Genomic DNA, 21,989 nt, shown 5'->3' on the forward strand with positions numbered 1-21,989 from the left:
CTCAATTATAAAGGTATTTTTTTATTATCCATAAAAAAGTTATATTTGATTTACCAAATCACACTTTAACATGAAAACAAAATTTACACAACTCAGTGCTATCCTTATTTCAGGATTCTCATTTGCTCAAGTAGGGTTTAATACAGCTTCACCAAAAACTACGGTGGATGTATCTGCTAAAAGAGATACTTCAGGACTGATTACGGATAACACACAAACATTCGGATTACAGGCGCCGAGACTTACAAGAGCTGAGCTTACAGCAAATACTGCTACCTATAGCAGCGATCAGAGTGGAGCATTAATTTATATTACGGATGTTACTGGCGGAGATGCTGCAGGACAACGTATTAATGTTACTGCAATGGGCTATTATTATTTTGATGGATCAGTATGGCAAAGACTTACACAAGCCACCAATGCTGTAGCTCCGGCAATTTCCGCATTACAATGTACTACAGCTTACTTAAATCCTTCTACTTATACTCCCGGTACTCCTTTCAGCGGAAACCTGAGAGTTACCTACAGCCAGGGAAACGGAGGGTCATATAATTCAGGAACTCCTTTTACGGTGAACGGATTAACCTTCCAGCTAAGACCCGGAACGCTAGAGTTTGGTGATGGCGAATTGGTATTCTCAGTGAGTGGAACTCCTACCACTGGTAATGATATGAGTCTTCCTATAACCAGCACTGCCGTTCCCTTCTTAACAGTAGGGCAAAATTGTACCGCTACAGTGGGAAATACCAGTCGTGCAGACATTTCATCTGTTGCTGTGATGGGATATCCTACCCTAACAACCGATCCCAACGGGAAACAGGCGTATACTTTCCCTCTTGCTACCCCAGATGGTAAGTATTCTATCAGGGTAATATTTGATACCACAAATGGTACAGCCCTTGCCAATCCTAATGTACAATTGTTCAATAATACAGGTACTACCGTTAATCTCTATTGGAATTATAATACCGAATATGGTGGTTATATTGGTTCAGCTGTAACAACAAACAATATTACTTCAGGAGTATGGGGTGGTATGGCAGATTCATCAACTAGCTGGTTTCCTCAAGGTACAGGGGCAATGGGAAATGCTTACTGGGGAAATATAGGGATTATAGATGGGGCCGGTGGTGGACCTGAACATAGAAGATACACCTGGATAGACAGTAATTCTTCTTCAAAAACGGCTTATACTGCAACCATTATGGCAGGCGCACCCACTTCCGGCAATGCCCAACCTAACCTTACTAAAATATTCATAAAACTAGAGCAAGTAAAAGCACAATAATATAAATAGGCTGTCTTGAAGCCAAATTATTGGACTTTTAAGACAGCCTTATTTCTTACTCATCTACGAAATTTACGGTACATTCATCATGTATAGAGTTTCAAGGTAAATGAAAACACTTATGTTTTTCTAATTGTATTCTGCGTGAGGTTGATATAATTAAACATACAAAATGTTGCTATTGCCCCGAAAGTATGCCATAAAAAGTGGGTTCCGAAACTCAGCCATTCCCATTTATCAGCGATGCGGAAGGTCAGTGCAAAAACAAACGACAATACAGCAAAGCCTACCCATTTGCCAGCTTTCCATTGAGTATACATCAAATACCTTAGTACTGAGAAAACTACCAATGAGGCCATGATTGCATAATTGACATTGATAAAAAGAGAAGGATTATCTGCCAGAATCCAGTTTCTCAAAGCGAACATAAGCATTGCATATCCCAGAACCATTACAGCAGCATAGTACCATCTGGTACTCTGAGCTATAAAATAAAATCCGGCAGAGAGGCATAATAACATAATGGGCAGCCAATCCATCATAATAAATACCGGCCATTGTCTGAATGAATGGTAAATAGTTCCTCCTATGGCACCAATATATAATAAAATTAGACAATAGGTTAAAAAAGGATATCCTTTAAAATTACCCTTTATTTTAAGAGTCCAGAAGATAGCTATGGCTAAAAAAAATATGGCAGTTATTGCATTTAATGGTTCAGGGAAAAACTGAGCCATATCTGTTTCTTTATATAACATGCCTCCATCGGGAGGTATTTGGTTTATTGGCATTGTCTTTTTTATATTATATTCATAGGCATGCTGTAGAGTACAAAATACAAACACAAGCCATTTTTCTAAACATCAGTAAAACAATTATTATATACTGATATACTTCTTCTAAATATAGAAAAAATTATGGCATAATATATTTTGATGTGCCGATTATATTTTACAAAATTGTTAATTCTATTTGTTATACAAATAAACCACATTGACTAAAAAACAAAAAGTGGAGAGCAATAACAGCCTTTCCACTTTTCATATTCTATTGTATTTTATTTAAACTTCTATTTTAATTTGAAATTAGGGGTAATTTTAATGCCTAACCAGGTCCATGTCTGTAAATTTTTAGGATCCGGGACATTTTTAACAAACTTCATGCTTTCGCCTGCGAACATAAATGAATGACCAAGATTTACTGTGATCACTTTTCCCAATGTATGGGTAAAAACCATGTCTAATTCGCTTCCTAAATAAGATGAATACTTCTCTCCTACATTATTAAATCCTAATTTTCCGTTTGAAGTAAAGACATGGAAATTGGTTTGAAACTGGGAATTTGAACTGATCTTAAAATTTGATTTTACATAATAATCATTCAATCCAAAGCTGTTGAAATGGCTGTTTCCCAAGTAGAAATAATCCATAAAACCATTATACAAGTGGTTGGTGCCGTACAAAGGACTAAAAGATAAGTTCTTACCGGATTCAGTATCATAGTTTTTCCCTGAAAGCCATTCCGTTCCGGCAATAATATTAAACCTTGGATGAATGATAAAATCAGAATTGAAAGAAAACTGATATGCAGATTTACTTTGAGCCAGAGTGTTTTTCCCGGTTTGATAATATGCTGAACCGAAAAACCCAAAATTTTCAAAATATTTTTTGGCATTCACCCCAAAAGTGATCATATCATAGTGTGTACCGGAAGGATTCTGAAGTACATTATTCATCGCAATAGCTGAAAATTGGAATTTATCTTTTCCAGTATATTGATAATGGATGATTTGAAGAGATTTTGTGATTTCACCACTTTCAGCAATACTGTAGATTTCTTTTTCAGGGAGATCATTGATGTCATTATCATCATTATTGTATGTTACAACAGCCTCAATTCTTGAGTTTGGATTAATTTTATAAGCTGCTTTTAATGCATCGAAACTTCTTCCCTGCATAGCCCAATCCAGCGCCCCTACTAAACGTTCATTATCATAAGAAAGAATTTGTCTACCAAGTTTCATTGCAAATTTGTCTGAAAATTGATATTTTGCCCAAGCTTCATTCAAGATAAAATTTTGATTTTTCCCGGCAGTCGTAGTTGTTTCTCCCCATGTTCTTACGTCCTGGGCACTGATATAAACTTCCAGATTTTTGTAATAGTAATCGATTCCGAAACGGGCACGTGAGGCAACCGTGGTTTCAGCAGATTTTCCTTTTGGGATTAAGGTTTTTACGCCATTATCCAGTTCACCTCTAGTTCTCAGGTCAAAATTCAATTTTAAACTATCCATTTGCGCATTCGCATGGCTGAAAGCTAAAACTAAAACTCCGGCCGCTATCATTCTTTTAAACATCTTTTAATAATTTATATTGCATTTTTTAATTATTTACAGGTCTAGCAAGGTCTTTCACAACCTTTTCTTGCATAGAAATACCAATTCACAAAAGTTGCCATCACACAACCTGCAATGAGAAACCAGAAGAATAAACGGGCATCACCGGAAATGGCTCGGGATTGACTGATGAGTACGTTGAAAACAAATGGACCAAAAGCAGCCACAGCAGCTGTCCATCCGATCACTCCAGCCGCTTTTCTGGGAGAATTTGAGAAAATCACAGGATATTGCTTGAAGGTTGCGGCATTCCCAATTCCTGTAAAAAAGAAGATACAAAGAATAATTGCTAAAAATCCATTAAACTCATTTTTGCTGGTAGGGGTTAGGTATCCGCCAAAAATCAAAGCCAGGAAAAGAAGAATTAAGCATAACCCCGTAAGTTGAGTAAGAAATGCACCTCCTATCTTATCGGCTACCTTTCCAAAAATAATTCTGGTGGCTGAGCCAATAAGAGGACCATAAAATGCATATTGCAAAGGATCCAGGTCTTTATCTAAAGGGACATACAGGTTTTTGATCATTAATGGAAAAGAGGCGGATAAACCTGCAAAGATTCCAAAAGTCATAATGTAAGTCATCGTACAATACAGGGTATGCTTATCCTTGAAAATATCTAACTGTTCTCTGAAAGTAGCCATCACCGGAATACTTTTTAAAGAAAACCATGCCCAGATACCTGTTATAAATAAGGGAACGATATAAATGAATGCAATATTCTCAAGGTAAATTTTCTTTCCGGTAGCGACAATTGTTTCACCTCCTCCCAGGAATGAGAATATCGTCAAACTCATAATGAGGGGAGAAAGCAACTGTACAAGGCTTACTCCAAAATTTCCAATCCCAGCCTGAATTCCCAATGCTGTTCCTGCTTCTTTTTTGGGAAAGAATAACGAAGTTGAAGGCATATAAGATGAAAAATCTCCTCCGCCAATTCCCATTAAAAAACCAATAACCATGAAATACTGGAAAGAAGTATTGGGATCCATTACTGCAAATCCAAGCATGAGCAGAGGGATGATTTTAATAAAAGTAGTTATGGAAATTACTTTTTTTGTTCCATAAATAGGAATGAGAAAGGTATTTACAATCCTTAGTATACCACCGGCAAGGCCAGGCATTGCAGCAAGCCAGAAAAGCTGATCATCTGAAAACTGATAACCGATCTGTGGAAGTTTAATGACAATGACACTGTATAAGAACCATGTAGCAAAAGAAAAAAGTAATGCAGTAGTAGTAATTGTAAGAGTTTTCCAGGCAATTTTTTTTCCTGTAGAGTTCCAAAACCCTTCGTTTGAAGGATCATAGTTGGATAACCATTCTGAGTTATTCATTTGTATTGATATTAAATTAGAAATTTTTGTTTTATGATCAATGTTCAATTTTATCTTTGATATGAGGAGCCTCCCGGTACGTCATATGTTTAATAACATGATTCATCCAGAAAAGAGATACGGCTGAAATGATGAATACAAAGATCCACGAGCTGGTCCATAACCCAGAAAAATCAAGGAGATAACCAAAAAGAATGGGCCCGATAAAACCTCCCAGCCCTCCTATAAGGCCTACCATTCCGCCAACAACGCCTATTTCGTTTGGAAAATATTCGGGGATGTATTTATAAACTGCGGCTTTACCAATTCCCCACATTATTCCCAGCAGAATAACAAGAACAGAAAACACCCAGATGTGAGCTTCAAATTTGATAAGTGTATGACCTTGGGCCAGCAGTTGCTTTTTAGATACCTGCTGGTTTTGCTTCACTAAAACTTCCTGCCATGAAAAGGATTCGGGAAGTATGGAAGTGTGTTCAGGAATTTCAGGTTTGGATTTTATATTCAGAACTTCGTTTTCCAATACAATTTTATTGCTGGAAACCTGAGTAATAATTCCTGTTTTCTTTGCGGTGATTCCTTTACCCGGCGTCAGTATATCCATTTTAGGGAGCATCAGAAAACCGCTCAGAATAAGAGACGAATACAATACCCAATTCATTACTTTTCTTGCTCCGAATTTATCTGATAAATAGCCTCCAAAAGCTCTTATGACTCCGCTTGGTAAACTAAAAGCTGAGCTTAAAATCCCTCCAAGAATCAGTGATGTTTTATAAACACTTACATAATAAGGAAGTAACCACTGAGAAAATGCTACAAACAATCCGAAAACAAGAAAATAATAAAGTCCGAATCTCCAGACTCTAAGCTTGGAAAGCGGAGCCAAAAGCTCTGACATTGTTTTATCCTGTACCTCAGCCTTTTTATTTTTAACAAAGAATATGAAAATCAGCCCGATCAGTATCAGTATAATTCCGTAAATAACAGGAAGCATTCTCCAGCCGTTTTCCGGATCATTTAGAGACAGATAATTCAGTAAAGTAGGTGCAAAAAAGGTAGTTAAAGCAGCACCGGCATTTCCCATTCCGAAAATACCCAGCGCTCTTCCCTGCCATTCTTTCGGATACCATACAGATGTAAAAGCAATTCCTACGGCAAATCCAGTTCCTATCATTCCGAATAAAGCACTTAATAGAAAATAAATCCAGTATGAATTTGCAAAATAAAGTAAAAATAAAGGGATACTACAGAGTAATAATAAGGTTGCAAATACAGGCTTTCCCCCATACTTATCTGTGAGAATTCCTAAAGGCAACCTCATGACAGAACCGGTAAGAATGGGAATTCCCAGCAGCCAGCCTGTTTCAACTACTGACCAGTTAAAAATACCATTATCAACCAGATAAGTAACCAATACACCATTCATTGTCCAGCAGGCAAAGCAGACTATAAATGCAAGGGTATTCAGGAAAAGGACTTTGTGTGCAGAGCTTAGAGAATTTTCAGTCATCATTATTTCTTTTGAATTTCAAAATTACTTTTTAAATAAGACAAAAACATCCTATTTAAAATTATTTTTCTGATTTCTGTCAAAAGTCATGCATTCCATCTTTTTCAATAATATTTCACAATAATTGGAAAAAATAAATCGTGAGAGGTAAATAATTGATAGTCAAATAATAAAAACCGCATCGTAAGCAGAATACTTTAATCATCTAAAATGTCATTACACCGCATAATTACTTAGTTTCAGACTGGATTTCGTATTTTTGTACATTAATGAGCCGGAAAGATTTTCTTTTTTAGCTTTAAAAATTCACATAAAAGAATGCTGATATTTTCATATACATGTCAATACGCCATCAAAGCCTGTATAGTGCTGGCGTCCGAGAGAAAAAAAATAGGAATAATTGATATCTCTGAACAGATTGGTACGCCTACTCATTTCACCTCGAAAATTCTTCAGCAGCTTACCAAGAAACAACTGATTTCTTCCGGAAGAGGAAAAGGAGGAGGATTTTATCTTAATGATGAGCAATTTGAAAAACTTACCATTCAGGATATATATGAAAGCCTTGAAAAAAAGGGAGTTCTCTCTTCATGTCTTTTAGGGCTTAAAGTCTGCAGTAGCGAAAACCCTTGTCCAATTCATGATATGGCAGTAGTAGTGAAGGAAAAAGTTAAAATAATTTTTGATTATAAAATTAAAGATTTAAAAGATCTCGGAAGCGTAATGAAAATGATGGAATATCCTGGTTAAATTTATTGATTTAAAATCATCTGATAACCAATTTATTGTGAGCATAGCCCTCAAATTCATTTTCGTTATGGCTGATCACAAAGAAAGTTAATCCCTGATTGACAGACGTTTTTACAATTTCATCTTTCATTACTTTTTTCATTGCGGGGTCTACAGCTGAAAAAGGTTCGTCCAACAGAGCAACTCTGGCATTCTGAACCAATGTCCTTGCAAGCGCAACTCTTTGCTGCTGACCGCCTGAAAGCTTAGAAGGGGTTACATTTTTTAAATTCTCCAGATTAAATATCTTTAAGAGATAATTAATGATAGTTTCATCCTTTTTTTTCTGGGCAAATTCAATATTTTTTTTCACAGTCATATTGGGAAACAAAGCATAATCCTGAAACATAAACGAAATATCGCGTTTTTGAGGTGACAGAACGTTTTTATTTTCAGTATCTGATACAATTGTATTATTTATTTTAATGAATGCAAAATCAGGAGATATTAATCCCGATAAAATTTTAAAAAAAGTGGTTTTTCCAATTCCTGAATCTCCGGAAACGTGGATAATACTCCCCTCTTCAAACTGTTCATTCACTTCAAGAAACTGGTTTCCTGAGGATGTAAAAATCTGGTGTTTAATATTGATTTCAATCATCGGAATGTTGTGATATTAACTTTACGGTTGATACTATAAATCAAAACTAACGTAAGAAATGAAAGAATAAAAAGGACAAATGCATATCTGTTTGCTGCTTCAAAATTGAGAGCCTGAACCTGATCGTATATTGCAACGGATGCAATTCTGGTTTCTTTCGGAATGTTTCCTCCCACCATAATGACAATACCAAATTCTCCGATACAGTGGGCAAATGTGAGGGCAATTCCGGTAATAACGGAAGTTTTTATGTTGGGAAGAAGAACTTTAATCAGGGTAACCATTTTGGATTTCCCCATCGTATAGGAAACCTGCCTCAGCTCGTCGGGCAGTGAAGAAAAACCATTCTGAAGCGGTTGAATCATAAATGGTAAATTGGCAATGATGCTTGCAATAACAATTCCGTTAAATGAAAAAGCAAGCCGCACATCAAAATATTGCTCTAAAAATTGTCCAAAAGCATTATCAGGACTGAAGGCCACCAAGAGATAGTATCCCATTACTGTTGGCGGCAAAACCATTGGCATACAAATAAGCGCTTCCACGATAAATTTCAGTTTAAATCGTGAATACGTAATCCAGTAAGCGACAGGAATTCCAATGATGATCAGAATGGTAGTGGTCACCAGTGCTAACTTTCCGGTAAGAAGTAAGGTATAAACAAAATCCTGATCCAGCATTAGAATTTAATTTCAGATTGGTAACCGTATTTTTTCCAGATTCTTTTTGATTTTTCGCTTCTAATAAAATCAAAAAAAAGCTGTGCTTCCGTTGTTTTTTTTCCCTTCAGAATAATACCGCTTTGTGGAATTGGAGATGATTCATTGTCTGAAAGCTCATAAAATTTTCCTTTTCCTGTCATTTCTTTGCCCATCACATTTGAAAGTGCTACAAAGGCAACATCAGCATTACCGGAAGTGGCAAATTGTGCTGCCTGATTAATGTTTTCTGCCCAGACAATTTTATGTTCAATGATTGTATATAAGCCTGATTTTTTCAAAGCTTCAACTGCATTTTTCCCGTAAGGAGCCAATTTCGGATTGGCAATGGCTATTTTTTTCACTTTGGGATTTAATACAACTTTCAGTCCTTCAGAAACATCTAAATCTGAACTCCACAGAGCAGTTCTTCCGTAGGTGTAGACTGAAGAATTACCGAAAGTTTTATTATTCATCTTCAGTTTTTCGGGAAATGAAGTGTCTGCTGAAAGAAACAGATCGAAAGGCGCACCATTCAATATTTGCTGAACCAGCAATCCTGAAGATGCAAAGCTGATTTCAACTTTTCTGCCTGAATTTTCTTTTATATAAGCTTCCTTAAGTTCTTCTAAAACATCTCTGAGATTGGCTGCTGCGGCAACAGAAATTACAGAATTCCCATTGTAATCCTTATTATCTGATTGTCCTTTTTTGCAACTGAAAATTACAATTGAAATTAAAAATATACTTAATACAAGTTTTAACTGAGTCAATTTATTCATAACATTAACTGCATAAAAGAAAGATTTAAAATTATTATCTGATTAAAAAGATAAGGTTTTCTGACCAATCAAAGTATTACCAAACAAAATTACTTTAGTTTTTCCAATGTTTTACATTTTTCTTTATCTCCGGTTTTTATCACAGAAATATCAATATATTTTACGGTTCCGCCACTTGATAATTCAAATTGTTTTGCTTTTTTGTCTGCATATTCAAGGGTGTACCCAATTCCCATAACGACTTTATGCCCGTTACATTCTCCCATTGCCAAAAACAGATATTCTCCTAATGCAGATTGAATATTAATGCTCATTTTTATAAATATTTAGATTCTTTGATTTGATTTTTTATACAATTTTTAATGCTGGGCTCCTGCCACTATTTTATAGATATGAAGAATTCCCGGAAATATGGCATCCATTGATTCCTCAGCACCTTTTGTAGAACCGGGAAGTGCAATGACAAGGGTATCACCAATCATCCCCGCCAGACTTCTGGAAAGCATTGAATAAGGCGTGCGCTGCTGTCCGTAACTTCTTATAGCTTCTGCAACACCCGGAATTTCCCGCTCCAGAAGTGGACGAACAGCCTCAGGTGTTACATCACGCTTTGAAAGACCGGTTCCTCCCGTGATCATGATAAGCTTAGTTCCCTGCGCTACATCCGATTTTATTTTTTCCTGAATTTCCATGACTTCATCCGGAATAACAACATAGTCATTGATAGCTACATTATGTTTTTCCAGAGCTGTAATGATTGCTTTTCCTGCTTTATCTTCTTTTTTTCCTGCAAAAATGCTATCTGAACAAACAATCACAGAGGCATCAATACCTTCTCCCGAATCTTTACTGTCAGATTTCCCTCCTTTTTTCTCAAGCAGCCTGATATTTCTGATTTCAATATTCTTATCAATCGGTTTCAGCATATCATACATGGTGAGTGCTACTACAGAGGCGGAGTGCATTGCCTCTACTTCTACCCCGGTCTTGTAGATGGTATGAATTTCTGATGTGACATGAATATCCAGATTCTTGATTTCAAACTGAATTGAGGTATACTCTATCGGAAGCGGATGGCAGTCCGGAATAACATCGCTTGTTTTTTTTGCAGCAAATAATCCAGCTGTTTTTGACATTTCAAAGACATTTCCTTTGGGAACTTTATGATTTACAATGGCATCGATAGTTTCCTGTTTGCTGACGCTTACTACTGCTTCTGCAACGGCTTTTCTAAGGGTATTGTTTTTGTGGGTGATATTGACCATATTCTTGTAATTAATTTATTGTGGAAACCTTATTCTATGTTTATCTGTTTTCTTTCCAGGTATGGGATTGATCTTCTAAAATCTCTTTTCCCCACAAAGGAATTTCTTTCTTAATTCTGTCTACCATTTCGTCACAGGCGCTGATGGCTTCTTTACGATGTTCTGCAGAAGTAAAAACAAAAAAGCAGATCTCCCCAATCTTGATATTTCCCAATGAATGGTAGATATGCGCACATATCAGCTTATATTTTGAAATAATTTCTTCCCGGATATCATGTGCTTTTTGCAATGCCATTTCCTGATAAGCAGTAAACTCCATGGATTGGATTTTTTGATCATTAATCATTTCTTCGCGAATCTGTCCCAGAAAAATACTATGCCCGCCAATATTAGTTTTAACGGTATGTTTGGCTATACTTTCTGCAACAAATGAGGGACTGATAGGGCCTTCAATAAATATATTTTTGATTTTTTTCATGATGATATTGATTTTGCTCCGGATGGAAAATGTCTGATTTCTTTTTCCGGAAAATAGGTTTTTGTAAGTTGTAATGCTTTTCTGCTTCTGCTTCCTGAGGCACAGATGAAGCAAAGATTTTCGTAGCTTTCTAATGTGTTCAAATGTTGTCTAAGAGAAGCTAACGGAATTTCCAAAGCCTGTAACGAGTTGAGCCTCGGCAACTCATCTGTTTCACGGACATCAATCAAAATGCTGTTATCCTGATTCAGGAATGTCTGTAAATCTGCCATTGACCGGATGTCTTTTTCTTTCCTGATATTACAGAATTCTTCATAGTTGAAGTTTTTAAATTGTTCAATTGTTTCAGGACCTGATTTTTCTTTACAAGGCGTAAAATTGACAATCATTGATTGGTAATTTCTGGTATTGAAAGTCAAAAGTTTATGAATCAACACCTCATCTGAACCAATTAACAGCTTGATTACTTCGTTAGCCTGAAAAGCACCTATCACAGCTGAATGTGCGGGTAAAACTCCTGCTTCATTACAATCAGGGACTTCATTTTGATCAGGGGGTACCGGAAAAAGATCACGGTAGCTGGTCACCTGATTGTCCTTTTCCACATTAAAAACGGAAATCTGGCCTTCATGCCTGAAAATGGATGCATAGACCAATGGTTTTTTCAACAGAGAGCAAGCATCATTGAGTAAATATCGGGTTGTAAAGTTATCAGTGCAGTCTACAACTACATCGAAATTATGAATAATGGAAAGTACATTGACAGTTGTTATTTTCTCCTGAAACGCAGCAATCTCAGTATCCGCATTCATCTTGTTCAACTGTTCAACGGCAGCAATGACCTTCGGTGTTCCAACATCCTGTTCATCATATAAAAACTGCCTGTGAAGATTATTCATCTCTACGATATCAAAGTCAACGATTCCTATTGCCCCGATTCCTGAGGAAACCAAAATCTGAAGAACCGGACAGCCCAAACCTCCTGCACCGACAACCAAAACTGAAGATTCAGCAAGTTTTTCCTGTGCAGAGAGTCCGAAGTCAGGAAGTATAATTTGTCTGTCATATCTTTTTAAATTCATTCTTTTGATGGAGTTTTTATTTTTCTTAATGTATCAGATAGGTATCAACCTCCTGAATAAGGTGGCAGCAAAGCGATTTCTGCATCTCCGGAAATGGGTTCACTGTCTTCAGCCTTTACTCCGTTCACTACAATTAAAAATGTAAGATCTTTTAAAGCCGGAAATTTTTCATTCAATACTTTTTTTAAATCAGAAACATTACTGATGTTTTCTATGTCTAAATCATATTGATCTTTCCTGAAGATGTCCGTAAGTTTTCCAAATATTTTAAGTGTCATTATTTTAATTTTAAAAGTGATAATTTAATGCTGTTATGAATGATCTTCCCTCTTTTGGGTACCCATAAGACAAATAATAATTTCTGTCTAACAGGTTTCTGACACCGAAGTCAAAGTTCACCCCTTTTACAATATTTACAGAGAGTTTGGCATTCACCAGGGTAAATTCAGGGGCCTGATCTCCTGTGCTGGTTATATATCTTTTTCCATAAAATTCTACATTAATATTGAGGGCAGAGCGAAGTGACGGAGCCTCTAATTTTGTGTAGGCCATCATTTTATGGTTAGGAACATCGGTGAATTTTTCACTGCTTCCTTCTGTTTTGTCCTTCATGTCAATATAACTGTAATTGGCTCCCAACGTAATATTCCTCATCGGCATGTAATTCAGGGCCAGTTCATATCCCTGAAATACAGCTTTACCAATGTTTACATTCTGAACAATAGGATTTCCGTTGTCTAAAGTTCCGACTGTTCTTGCAAAAATGGCATCCCGTATCGTATTGATAAATCCTGAAACTTCATAGTTAAAATTGTTTCCAAGCTTTGCAGAATAGGTAATATCGTAAGCCCATGTGTACTCTGATTTCAAATCCGGATTGGGAACCTGACTTCCAAAACGGCTGGAATATCTTTCTTTCTGAGAGGCAAATCTTGATCTTTTAGATGCAGATGCTGTAATAACATGATTTTTAAAAGGTTCTATGATAATTCCTCCTTTGTAGTCTAATGCATGATCAGACCCTTTCGGGAAATCATATAAAACATTCTTTTCTCCTGTTTCATAATGAGTTCCGTATTCCTGAGCTTTGATGTTGTTTCTTGAATTAAAAGATGCTCCAATCACTGCTTTTAAAAAAGAATTTATAGTTACAACATCTTCTACACCAACATAAAAAGTGTTGTCTTTATAATTTTGTTCCGGTTCTCCGGCTTTGAACTTTTGTCCTGAATTACTGTCAGCTAAAATTTCTTCGTTGTATTCTGTATGTGAATCGTATTTGTTGTTTACTGAAAGGGTAATGACATTGTTTTTGACCGCTTCTGTGGTCAGATTGAGAATCGCACCTAATGAATAGTCATCATAAACACTCGAAAAAGAAGAATTTTTGTTGAGTAAAGTATAGGTATTATCGTCATACTGCTTCATTTTATTGTAATAGGTATCATAGTATCCCGTAAAATTCAGGAAGGTTTTGGGAGCAATTAAAGTCTTTGTTTTAATGTATACACTTCTTTTATCATATATCGGATAATCGCGCCAATTACTGTTTCCTTTATTGTAAGCATTGGGTGAGATATTCTTATCAGCATTTTGTGAAAGAACACTCAATGAGTACTCATCTGTTTTGTTAGGCGTATACCCAAATTTTGCACTTAATCTGACATCAACAGATCCGGAATTTTCTCTTTCCAATGAGGGTTGCAATTCTGTACGGTCAAACTTTCTGGAAATTATATAATTATCAATTTTCAAGATTGAAGCGGAACCCATTAAGTAATATTTCTTCTGCCTTGTTCCGATGTTGAGTGATGTAAAATAAGAATTAATACCGGCTCCGTCTGCAAAACCCACTCCTGACTGGCCATCAATATCCAAGATCTTTACTGGTTTTCTGGATATAATGTTTACAGCTCCCCCCATTGTATTGGGACCATACTGAACGGAAACCAATCCTTTTTCCACAGAAATACTATTGATATCAAAAGTGGTAAACCGGCTCAAATCAAAATTACCGTCATAAGGTGTATAAATAGGAATTCCGTCATAAAAAACCGGTGTTCTGAGGGAATTAAATCCCCGTACCAGAATGCTTCCTTCATTTCTTGCTCCCATCTGTGTGATGCCTACACCAGGCAGTAGATTTACCGCATCTACCACATTCATTTTGTTAAAATCCTGCATCAGCTCAGCATCAATTCTGGTAATGGGCCCTTCATTCCTTTCTTTCCCGTGGATATTGACCTCCTGAATTTCATAAAGCTTCTGTAGGGTATCTACCTTCACCTGTTCCTGCCCAAACATATTGAGAGAGAGCAAAATTGCCCCTGCAATCACATAATTCTTTTTCATTTTCTTAACTGATTAATTAAAATTTCGGCATTTTTAAAGCATTCCGGTGTATTGATATTCAAAAACTGATTTTCAAAATCACCACCAAACTGTATATAATTGGCATTTTGCAACTCAAGAAAGTACATCATTTTCAGGTTCTCGTTTTCTATTGATCTTGTTAAGGCATCAAGAATGCTAAAGGGGTAAATTCCCACAACCGGATACACTTTTTCTTTATACTGTGCTACATTTATCCTGTTTTCCTCTTTTTTTTGAAGTATACTTTCTATTAACTCTGGTGAAAAGAAAGGCATATCACAACTGCAGACAAAAATATCTTCTCCACAGTGTTCTAAAGCTGAACGAATTCCTCCCATCGGGCCTTTAAGGGTAATAATGTCTTTAATGATCCCTTTAGAATTCGGATAATTTGAATGGTTGACTGAAATATAAACCTCATCAAAGACCTTCGCCAAATTATCTATTACATGCTCTATCACAGTTTTCCCGCCCAGCTTCATCAAGGCTTTGTCCTGTCCCATTCTGGAACTTTGCCCTCCTGCTAAAACAATTGCTTTCATGATTTTAAATTGTTTCCTTTGAAAATTTTATAAAAGACTCTTCCGCTGTCCTGAATTTTTCAACGATAAGTTTTCCGTAATCAGTGAGCAGACTTTGCCCTCCGGATTTTCCTCCCACTTCTTTTGTAACAATTTCACTGGAAGAATTAGCGTTAATATCACGCACGATTCCCCAAGCTTTCCGATAGGGTATTTTGAGTGCTTTCGCCGCTTCGGCAATACTTCCCAACTGATGAATATGCTCTAAAAGTCTGGCTCTTCCGACACCTATCTTCAGGCCGGATCCGGTTTCTATCCATATTCTTCCTTTAATTTTCAGATTTTCCATATTCTCACTTTTTCACCAATATGTATTTCAGTGGCTGTTTCAGAAAATTCTACCAGACAATTGGCCTGAGCTGCTGAATTCATTTTATAGGATTCCTGACCGTTGAGAATATGAACATTTCCTTTTGAATAAAATGCCTTCAGAAACTGGGTTTGCTCATTGTTTTTTTTCTTTACGTAAGATTCTGAAATAGCAAAATCCACTTCCTCATCAAAGTTTTCACGTCCGAAACACCCAAGTAAGAATGGCTTCACATACTGATGGTAACAGGAAAAAACAGAAGCAGGATTTCCTGGTAATGCGAAAACAAATTTCTCATTTTGCGTTCCGAAAAACAGTGGTTTTCCAGGTTTTTGCCTGATTTTGTAGAATAATTCTTTAACGTCCAACTTTTCCAGAGCAGGTTTCACATAGTCATAATCCCCCACCGAAATTCCCCCTGTGATCAACACAACATCATTATGCTGTAAAACTTCTCTGATCGCATGAAATGTTGCCTCTTCCGTATCTTCAGCATGCTTTATGTACGAAAACTGATGATTGATTTCTGCCAAAGCTGCTTGCAGAGTATATTTATTGGAATTGTAAATTTCACCTTCCGACAAAGGATTTCCCAGTTCTACCAATTCATTTCCTGTGAAAACGAGCCCCATTTTCAGACGCTGATAAACTGTAACTTTTTCAATTCCAAATCCAGCTAAAAATCCGATCACTGCGTGATTGATGTATGTATTTCTTTCAACAATCACAGTTCCTGACAATGTCTGTGAAGCTTTCAGACGAATATTTTCACCTTTTTGAATTTCAATATTTTTACAATGAATAAGATCTTCATTCTGTTTTACCTTTTCCTGCATTACAACAGTATCAACACCTTGTGGAATTTTTGCACCTGTAAAAATGCGAACGGCTTCTCCCCTGCCTAAAACAAAATCATTTTTTGAGATTCCTGCGGGAATTATCCGGGTAACCTTCAATTCCGTATATTCTGCCAGATCATCAAAACGGAATCCATATCCGTCCATTGCAGAGTTATCAAAAGATGGAACATCTAAAGTTGCCCGTATCTCTTCTGCAGCATAAAATCCCTGTGCTTCTAAAAGTGAAAGCTCTATTTTTTCTGTTCTGAAAATCTGATTTTCAATGATTTTTCTGGCTTCGGAAACGGATATAAAATGGTTCATCTTTTTTAGGTTTGAAATTTTTCAATTTGATTATTTAACTCTTGTCACTTCTATGCTTTTCAGCCATTTTACATGACGAGGGCCTGTTTTGATATCAGAAAGACTTACCACAATCATTTCTCCTTTTTTCTTTAGCGGTTCTCCGTTTTGTTCAAAAACCACATATACTTTTTCTCCTGTTGGATTGTTGAATAATTCTGCCCAGGAAAATGTAGCCTTGTAATCATCTGCAGCACGGGCAACAATGTAAAAATTACGGTCTTTATGATCCTTTTGGGCGATTTTTGCTTTATTTAAAATATCTGTAAGAAGAACACCTTTTGTAGATTCTATACTGTCTTTGGTTAAGCCGCTCTGACAGACAATTTTGAAGTCACGGAGTTCCTTCACATTCATTTTTTTCAAAGAATCTACCGTTAAGGTAAGCGGGTTGACTACATCTCCTTTTACGTGTACTTCACTGCTTACATATTTCAGATCATCTTTATCATCATGTTTATGGTTTTCTTTTTCAGAAATGGCTTGTGAGGTCTCTGCCTGTTTTTTAGCCTGAGCAGTTTCTGATTTTGTACACTGTATCATTATGAATGTTATCATGACAACAGCAATGAATTTAGTTATGTGTCTCATTGTTTATAAATTATTGAGTTTACTATAGCTTCGTTATGTCTTTTTTATCCTATCGGTTTATAAAAATTTTATCCTCCTATTTTGATCATACTTCGATTGATCATTGATTGGTTCCTGACACTTTCCATTTCAGAAAATTGTCCGCCTTTTTCTTTGTGTTTTTTGATCATACCGAGTTGTATGAGTTCTGTTATTTCTTCTTTATTTCTGAAAGCTTTAAGCAAATCAAACTCATCAGCACCAAAGAGGCAGTTTTTCATTTTTCCATCAGAGGTTATTCTGATACGGTTACATCCTGCACAAAATGAGTTGCTCATGGTAGAGATCAATCCAAAAACACCTTTACTTTCTTCGTTAACTCTATATTTTCTGGAGGTATCATTTTTATGATCTTCTATTTTTTCATGCGTGAAATGCTGAGAAATGATAGTGAGCATCTCCGCAATTGGAATTACTTTTTCTTTTTCCCAGGAATTTCCGTTAAAGGGCATGAATTCTATAAACCTCAGCTCAATTGGGTAATGATGTGACAAGGCTATGAACTCAGGAATTTCATCTTCATTGAAACCTCGCATGACTACAACGTTCAGCTTAACATTGAACCCTCTATTAATACTGTCTTTGATATTCTCCCAAACTGTTTGAAATAAGTCTCTTTTGGTAATATACCTAAACTTATCCCGATCTAAAGAATCAATACTGATATTGAGGTTTTTAACACCACATTCCTGAAATAAATCAAAATATTTGTGAAGCAAAACACCATTGGTTGTTATTCCTATACTTGTACCTAATGTTGAAATCTGACGGATAATTGTTTCAAAATCATTTCTTACCAAAGGTTCTCCACCTGTAATCCGAATTTTATTGATATTAAATTCATTAACGAAGATTTTTGCAATTTCAAAAATTTCCTGGCTGCTCATCAACTCGATGGATGGTGTACTTTTAAAAGGCTCATCTGGCATGCAGTACAGACATCTGAAATTACAGCTATCGGTAATTGAAAGTCTAAGATAATCGTGCTTTCTGCCAAAAGAATCAAGCAGATCAGTAGGCATTGTCATTTTCATCTTCCTGTTTTTTATTTTGACCTGTCGGAATATCCGGTACATATCTTAAAAAGAACATTGTACACAGAAATATGATAACCGAAGCAATGGCTGAATAGGTTGAAAAGTCTAAATGCTCTTTGTCTAAAGCTTTATTGATGGTTCCAAACAGAAGCCACATCTGCAGACTTACCAGTAAAATATAAACACTGATAATGGCTACAAGCATTTCATTGACTCTGAAGGTTACTTTTTTTATGGGTTTCTTTCGTACTGACATCTTTTGTTATTTTTTGGGTGAATCTATCCGTGAGATTCTTCTGTTACTTTTACGAAATCTGTTACGAATATTTTATCTTCCTTGATAACAACCGTAAGTTGCGGAAGTGGTCTGGGCGGCGGTCCTTGTATAACCGAACCATCCTCTGGATTGAAAAAACCATGATGGCAAGGACATTCTATCACTTTTTCATTATGATTGTATAAAACCGAACAGGAAAGATGGGTGCATTTCTGCTCAAAGACTTTCCATTTATCTTCTGACAGACGAATCAGCATATAAGGCGTTCTATGATCTTCATTGATATAGAAAGTCCGCATTCCTCCTACATTGAGATCCGTTGTCAATCCAACGAAATATTGCCCAATTTCCTTTTCTTCTTTAAAAAAATTGAATGCAGGAATGGCAACATTAGCCAATGCTAAAGTCCCTGAAAAAAAGGTAATCAATTTGATGAATTCTTTTCTGGAAACATAGGCTGCTTCACGTTTTTTGATCGGAAAATCAGCTTTCCAGGCGGGTATTTTTTTATTATCTTCTGACATTGTAATTAGTTTTAAAAGACTTTTAATTCTTCACTGCCTTTCGGCATCATTATATTTACTTTTGTGTTTACGATTTCCTTTCCGAAAATAAAGCGGTTAACCGGTGTACTGTTCGGTCTTTTCTTAGCTACGTTTTCTCTGGTATCAAAGGTTAATGCTCCACTTGGACAAACCGTGGCACACATAGGTTTCAGACCTGTACTGGTTCTGTCGTAGCACATGTTACATTTCATCATCAGCATTGCGCTCTGATCCGGAATTTGCGGAACTCCGAACGGACAGCCGATAACACAGTTGGCACAGCCGATACATTTGGAAGTATCTGCAGTGTGAACAATTCCGTACTCGTCTTTTGTGATGGCATCTGCCGGACAAACATTGGCACATATAGGATCTTCACAGTGCATACATACCTGAACGGTAGTCTGAATTGTTTCTGCTCTGTCCACATAATGAATATGAATCATTGAGGTTTCTCCATTGGTTTCGCACTCTGCACAAGCCATCTCACACGAGTGACAGCCTATACATCGCTGCATATCCACGAAAAACTCCATATCATTAAATCTCTCAAATTGCTCTGCCATAATTTTTTTTAACTTAATATTGAATGTCTCTGCTTTGATTGGCAAATTCTTTTGAATGCTCTCCTTTTTTTCTTCCTGTCTTTTCTATTTTGCAGGCACAGACCTTAAACTCAGGAATTTTTGATACAGGGTCTAAAGCATCAATCGTTAATTGATTTGCTGAGTTTACCCCTCCCCAATGGTAAGGGATAAATACGGTGTCCTGTCTGATTGTTTCTACAACATTTGCAGGGAACAAAGCGCTTCCTCTTCTTGTAGAAACCTTAATCAGATCGTTTTCTTCAATGCCATATTCTGCTGCAAGCTTTGGATGAATTTCCAGTAAAGGTTCCGGATACAGGTCTACTAATTTCCCAATTCTTCTTGTTTGTGAACCACTTAAGTATTGACTTACCACCCTTCCTGTCGTTAGAACAACCGGATAATCTGCATCCGGTTCTTCGGTTGGTTTTTTGTAGGGAGTAGGATTGAAATGTGCTTTTTTATCATTGGTATTAAATTGTCTGTCTTCCCAAAGTCTGGGAGTTCCGGGATGATCTTCAGTTGGGCAGGGCCAGAAAATACCCAAATTCTTTTCTACTCTTTCATAGGTAATACCGTAATAGTCTGCTGCACTGCCTTTTGAAGCTACTCTTAATTCATTAAAAGTTTCCTCACTGTTTTTATAATTGAATTTGTCTCCTTCCCCTAATCTTCTTGCTAGTTCCATCAGAATTTCGCTGTCTCTTTTGGCTTTCCCAGGTGGGTCTACTACTGCCCGGATTCTAATTACCCGACCTTCAGCAGATGTAGTTGTTCCTTCTTCCTCTTCCTGTAATGAGCCGGCAAGAATGATGTTGGCATGACGCAGGGTTTCGGATAAAAAGAAATCAATTCCGGCATAGAATTCCAGTTTTTCTAGTGCTGCACGTACATTGTTATTATTAGGTAAGGAAACCAGCGGATTAAAACAAATTGATAAAAGTCCTTTGATCTCACCACGGTTGATGGCTTCGATAATTTCATAGGCGCTCAAGCCTTTTCGTGGCAGATCTTCTTCTTTGATTCCCCAGACATCTGCTACAAATTTTCGGTGTTCAGGATTTTCAATGTCTCTGTTTCCGGGAAGCTGATCGCATTTGTGACCATGTTCTCTTCCTCCCTGCCCGTTTCCCTGTCCGGTAATTGTTCCGTAACCGCAATAAGGTTTACCGATTCTGCCTGTTGCCAGCACCAAATTGATACAGCTTGAAACATTCTGAACTCCTTTAGAATGGTGTTCTATTCCACGAGCATGCATCAGGAAGCTGGTTTTTGCTTTCCCCCACATTTCTGCGGCTTTAAAAATCAATTCTTTTGGAATTCCAGTAACTTCTTCGCCCCATTCTAATGTACATTCTTTTACCGCCTCAGCTGTTTCTTCAAATCCTGAGGTATAATTGTTAATGAAATCATTATCCAGCCAATTATTATCAATCAGAACCTTAAGCATCGTATTCGTTAATGCAGAATCAGTTCCCGGTCTAAGGGGCAAATGAATATCTGCAGTTCTCGCAATGGGTATCTGACGTGGATCAATTACAATTAATTTCGCTCCGTTATCACGAGCTTCCCAAATCTTGTGTGTGAGAACCGGAAAACATTCACTTACGTTGGCTCCGGTAATGATAATAACTTCTGCATGCGCCAAATCTGCCCAGCTATTGGAAGAGCGGTCCATCCCAAATGCTTTTTTATTTCCTGCACCTGCACTTACCATACAGAGACGGCCGTTATAATCAAGATTAGCAGTTTTTAAGGCAACGCGGGCGAATTTTCCCACCATATAACTTTTTTCGTTGGTCAGTGAAACACCGGAAAGCATTGCAAACGCATTTTTCCCATACTGATCCTGTATTCTTCTGATTTCTTTAATAACTGCATCATAAGCTTCATCCCATTCTATAGGTACAAAACCTTTTCCTTCTACTCTTTTATAAGGAGAAAGCAAACGATCCGGATGATTGTCCTGCATATATCGCTGAACTCCTTTGGGGCATAATCTTCCTTCATTAAAAGGGAAATCATTCCAGGGTTCAAAGCCTACTACTTTTTTGTCTTTTACTTTTAGCTGAATTCCACATTGCAGGCCACAAAAGCAGCAATGTGTTTTTATTAAAGCATCAGGATTCTGAGGGTTAGATCTTACTGTTCCTTTATTGGGATAGTGTTGATGTGGTCCGAATACACTGATGATTTCGTCGGCTGATACGGGTAATTTTGCCATT

At 36.8% G+C, this 21,989-nt stretch carries 24 protein-coding genes; 2 read left to right on the top strand and 22 right to left on the bottom strand.

Annotation, left to right across the window (positions count from 1 at the left end; all coding sequences use genetic code 11):
• Nucleotides 1–70: 70 nt before the first annotated feature.
• Nucleotides 71–1,288, top strand: coding sequence for a hypothetical protein (locus FW780_RS06420; RefSeq protein WP_149832730.1), 1,218 nt, complete (start codon nucleotides 71–73; stop codon nucleotides 1,286–1,288).
• Between the two features lie 119 nt (nucleotides 1,289–1,407).
• Here FW780_RS06420 and FW780_RS06425 read toward each other — a convergent pair whose 3' ends face one another.
• The 4 genes from FW780_RS06425 to FW780_RS06440 all read right to left on the bottom strand — a co-directional run bounded on the left by FW780_RS06425 (nucleotide 1,408) and on the right by FW780_RS06440 (nucleotide 6,530).
• A complete protein-coding gene (locus FW780_RS06425) occupies nucleotides 1,408–2,079 on the bottom strand; it encodes a hypothetical protein (protein ID WP_149832731.1) in 672 nt (223 codons plus the stop codon).
• Between the two features lie 278 nt (nucleotides 2,080–2,357).
• The gene (locus FW780_RS06430; RefSeq protein ID WP_149832732.1) at nucleotides 2,358–3,644 is read right to left on the bottom strand and encodes an alginate export family protein; all 1,287 of its coding nucleotides are present in this window, start codon (nucleotides 3,642–3,644) and stop codon (nucleotides 2,358–2,360) included.
• 41 nt (nucleotides 3,645–3,685) lie between these two features.
• The gene (locus FW780_RS06435) at nucleotides 3,686–5,017 is read right to left on the bottom strand and encodes an MFS transporter (RefSeq protein ID WP_149832733.1); all 1,332 of its coding nucleotides are present in this window, start codon (nucleotides 5,015–5,017) and stop codon (nucleotides 3,686–3,688) included.
• A gap of 37 nt (nucleotides 5,018–5,054) precedes the next feature.
• Nucleotides 5,055–6,530: an MFS transporter gene (locus tag FW780_RS06440; protein ID WP_149832734.1), complete on the bottom strand. Its 1,476-nt coding sequence runs from the start codon at nucleotides 6,528–6,530 to the stop codon at nucleotides 5,055–5,057.
• A 315-nt stretch (nucleotides 6,531–6,845) separates the two neighbouring features.
• Here FW780_RS06440 and FW780_RS06445 point away from each other — a divergent pair, with 315 nt between their 5' ends.
• The gene (locus tag FW780_RS06445) at nucleotides 6,846–7,277 is read left to right on the top strand and encodes an RrF2 family transcriptional regulator (protein WP_149832735.1); all 432 of its coding nucleotides are present in this window, start codon (nucleotides 6,846–6,848) and stop codon (nucleotides 7,275–7,277) included.
• Nucleotides 7,278–7,293: 16 nt separating this feature from the next.
• On the opposite strand, the gene FW780_RS06450 is transcribed toward FW780_RS06445, so the two are convergent.
• The 18 genes from FW780_RS06450 to FW780_RS06535 form a co-directional block, all read right to left on the bottom strand.
• Nucleotides 7,294–7,917 (bottom strand): ATP-binding cassette domain-containing protein, encoded by a 624-nt coding sequence (locus FW780_RS06450; RefSeq protein ID WP_149832736.1) that lies wholly within the window; start codon nucleotides 7,915–7,917, stop codon nucleotides 7,294–7,296.
• Nucleotides 7,914–8,597, bottom strand: coding sequence for a molybdate ABC transporter permease subunit (gene modB / locus FW780_RS06455; protein WP_149832737.1), 684 nt, complete (start codon nucleotides 8,595–8,597; stop codon nucleotides 7,914–7,916). Before modB ends, FW780_RS06450 begins: the two co-directional genes overlap by 4 nt.
• Complete coding sequence (gene modA, locus FW780_RS06460; RefSeq protein WP_241676862.1) at nucleotides 8,597–9,397, bottom strand: molybdate ABC transporter substrate-binding protein; 801 nt, start codon at nucleotides 9,395–9,397, stop codon at nucleotides 8,597–8,599. Before modA ends, modB begins: the two co-directional genes overlap by 1 nt.
• 89 nt (nucleotides 9,398–9,486) lie before the next feature.
• Nucleotides 9,487–9,711 (bottom strand): hypothetical protein, encoded by a 225-nt coding sequence (locus FW780_RS06465; protein ID WP_149832738.1) that lies wholly within the window; start codon nucleotides 9,709–9,711, stop codon nucleotides 9,487–9,489.
• Nucleotides 9,712–9,756: 45 nt separating this feature from the next.
• Nucleotides 9,757–10,662, bottom strand: coding sequence for a bifunctional molybdenum cofactor biosynthesis protein MoaC/MoaB (gene moaCB, locus FW780_RS06470; RefSeq protein ID WP_149832739.1), 906 nt, complete (start codon nucleotides 10,660–10,662; stop codon nucleotides 9,757–9,759).
• Nucleotides 10,663–10,702: 40 nt separating this feature from the next.
• The gene (locus FW780_RS06475; RefSeq protein ID WP_149832740.1) at nucleotides 10,703–11,140 is read right to left on the bottom strand and encodes a molybdenum cofactor biosynthesis protein MoaE; all 438 of its coding nucleotides are present in this window, start codon (nucleotides 11,138–11,140) and stop codon (nucleotides 10,703–10,705) included.
• The gene (locus FW780_RS06480) at nucleotides 11,137–12,222 is read right to left on the bottom strand and encodes a HesA/MoeB/ThiF family protein (RefSeq protein ID WP_149832741.1); all 1,086 of its coding nucleotides are present in this window, start codon (nucleotides 12,220–12,222) and stop codon (nucleotides 11,137–11,139) included. Before FW780_RS06480 ends, FW780_RS06475 begins: the two co-directional genes overlap by 4 nt.
• 44 nt (nucleotides 12,223–12,266) lie before the next feature.
• Nucleotides 12,267–12,500: a MoaD/ThiS family protein gene (locus FW780_RS06485; RefSeq protein ID WP_149832742.1), complete on the bottom strand. Its 234-nt coding sequence runs from the start codon at nucleotides 12,498–12,500 to the stop codon at nucleotides 12,267–12,269.
• 10 nt (nucleotides 12,501–12,510) lie between these two features.
• Complete coding sequence (locus FW780_RS06490; protein WP_149832743.1) at nucleotides 12,511–14,574, bottom strand: TonB-dependent receptor plug domain-containing protein; 2,064 nt, start codon at nucleotides 14,572–14,574, stop codon at nucleotides 12,511–12,513.
• Entirely contained in the window at nucleotides 14,571–15,137 is a 567-nt protein-coding gene (locus FW780_RS06495; RefSeq protein ID WP_149832744.1) for a molybdenum cofactor guanylyltransferase, read from the bottom strand. Before FW780_RS06495 ends, FW780_RS06490 begins: the two co-directional genes overlap by 4 nt.
• 4 nt (nucleotides 15,138–15,141) lie before the next feature.
• Nucleotides 15,142–15,465, bottom strand: coding sequence for a winged helix-turn-helix domain-containing protein (locus tag FW780_RS06500; RefSeq protein WP_149832745.1), 324 nt, complete (start codon nucleotides 15,463–15,465; stop codon nucleotides 15,142–15,144).
• Entirely contained in the window at nucleotides 15,453–16,649 is a 1,197-nt protein-coding gene (locus FW780_RS06505) for a molybdopterin molybdotransferase MoeA (RefSeq protein ID WP_149832746.1), read from the bottom strand. Before FW780_RS06505 ends, FW780_RS06500 begins: the two co-directional genes overlap by 13 nt.
• A gap of 30 nt (nucleotides 16,650–16,679) precedes the next feature.
• The gene (locus tag FW780_RS06510) at nucleotides 16,680–17,246 is read right to left on the bottom strand and encodes a molybdopterin-dependent oxidoreductase (protein ID WP_241676863.1); all 567 of its coding nucleotides are present in this window, start codon (nucleotides 17,244–17,246) and stop codon (nucleotides 16,680–16,682) included.
• A 101-nt stretch (nucleotides 17,247–17,347) separates the two neighbouring features.
• Nucleotides 17,348–18,352, bottom strand: a complete 1,005-nt coding sequence (moaA, locus tag FW780_RS06515; protein ID WP_241676864.1) for a GTP 3',8-cyclase MoaA — start codon at nucleotides 18,350–18,352, stop codon at nucleotides 17,348–17,350.
• A complete protein-coding gene (locus FW780_RS06520; protein WP_149832748.1) occupies nucleotides 18,330–18,611 on the bottom strand; it encodes a DUF6755 family protein in 282 nt (93 codons plus the stop codon). The genes moaA and FW780_RS06520 overlap by 23 nt, the downstream gene beginning before the upstream one ends.
• Before the next feature lie 23 nt (nucleotides 18,612–18,634).
• Nucleotides 18,635–19,156 (bottom strand): QcrA and Rieske domain-containing protein, encoded by a 522-nt coding sequence (locus FW780_RS06525; RefSeq protein WP_149832749.1) that lies wholly within the window; start codon nucleotides 19,154–19,156, stop codon nucleotides 18,635–18,637.
• A gap of 11 nt (nucleotides 19,157–19,167) precedes the next feature.
• Nucleotides 19,168–19,743 (bottom strand): 4Fe-4S dicluster domain-containing protein, encoded by a 576-nt coding sequence (locus tag FW780_RS06530; RefSeq protein ID WP_149832750.1) that lies wholly within the window; start codon nucleotides 19,741–19,743, stop codon nucleotides 19,168–19,170.
• Nucleotides 19,744–19,756: 13 nt separating this feature from the next.
• Nucleotides 19,757–21,988, bottom strand: a complete 2,232-nt coding sequence (locus FW780_RS06535; RefSeq protein ID WP_149832751.1) for a molybdopterin oxidoreductase family protein — start codon at nucleotides 21,986–21,988, stop codon at nucleotides 19,757–19,759.
• Nucleotide 21,989 lies beyond the last annotated feature (1 nt).

The sequence above is a fragment of the Chryseobacterium sediminis genome (genome assembly GCF_008386505.1).
GTDB classification, from domain to species: domain Bacteria; phylum Bacteroidota; class Bacteroidia; order Flavobacteriales; family Weeksellaceae; genus Chryseobacterium; species Chryseobacterium sediminis.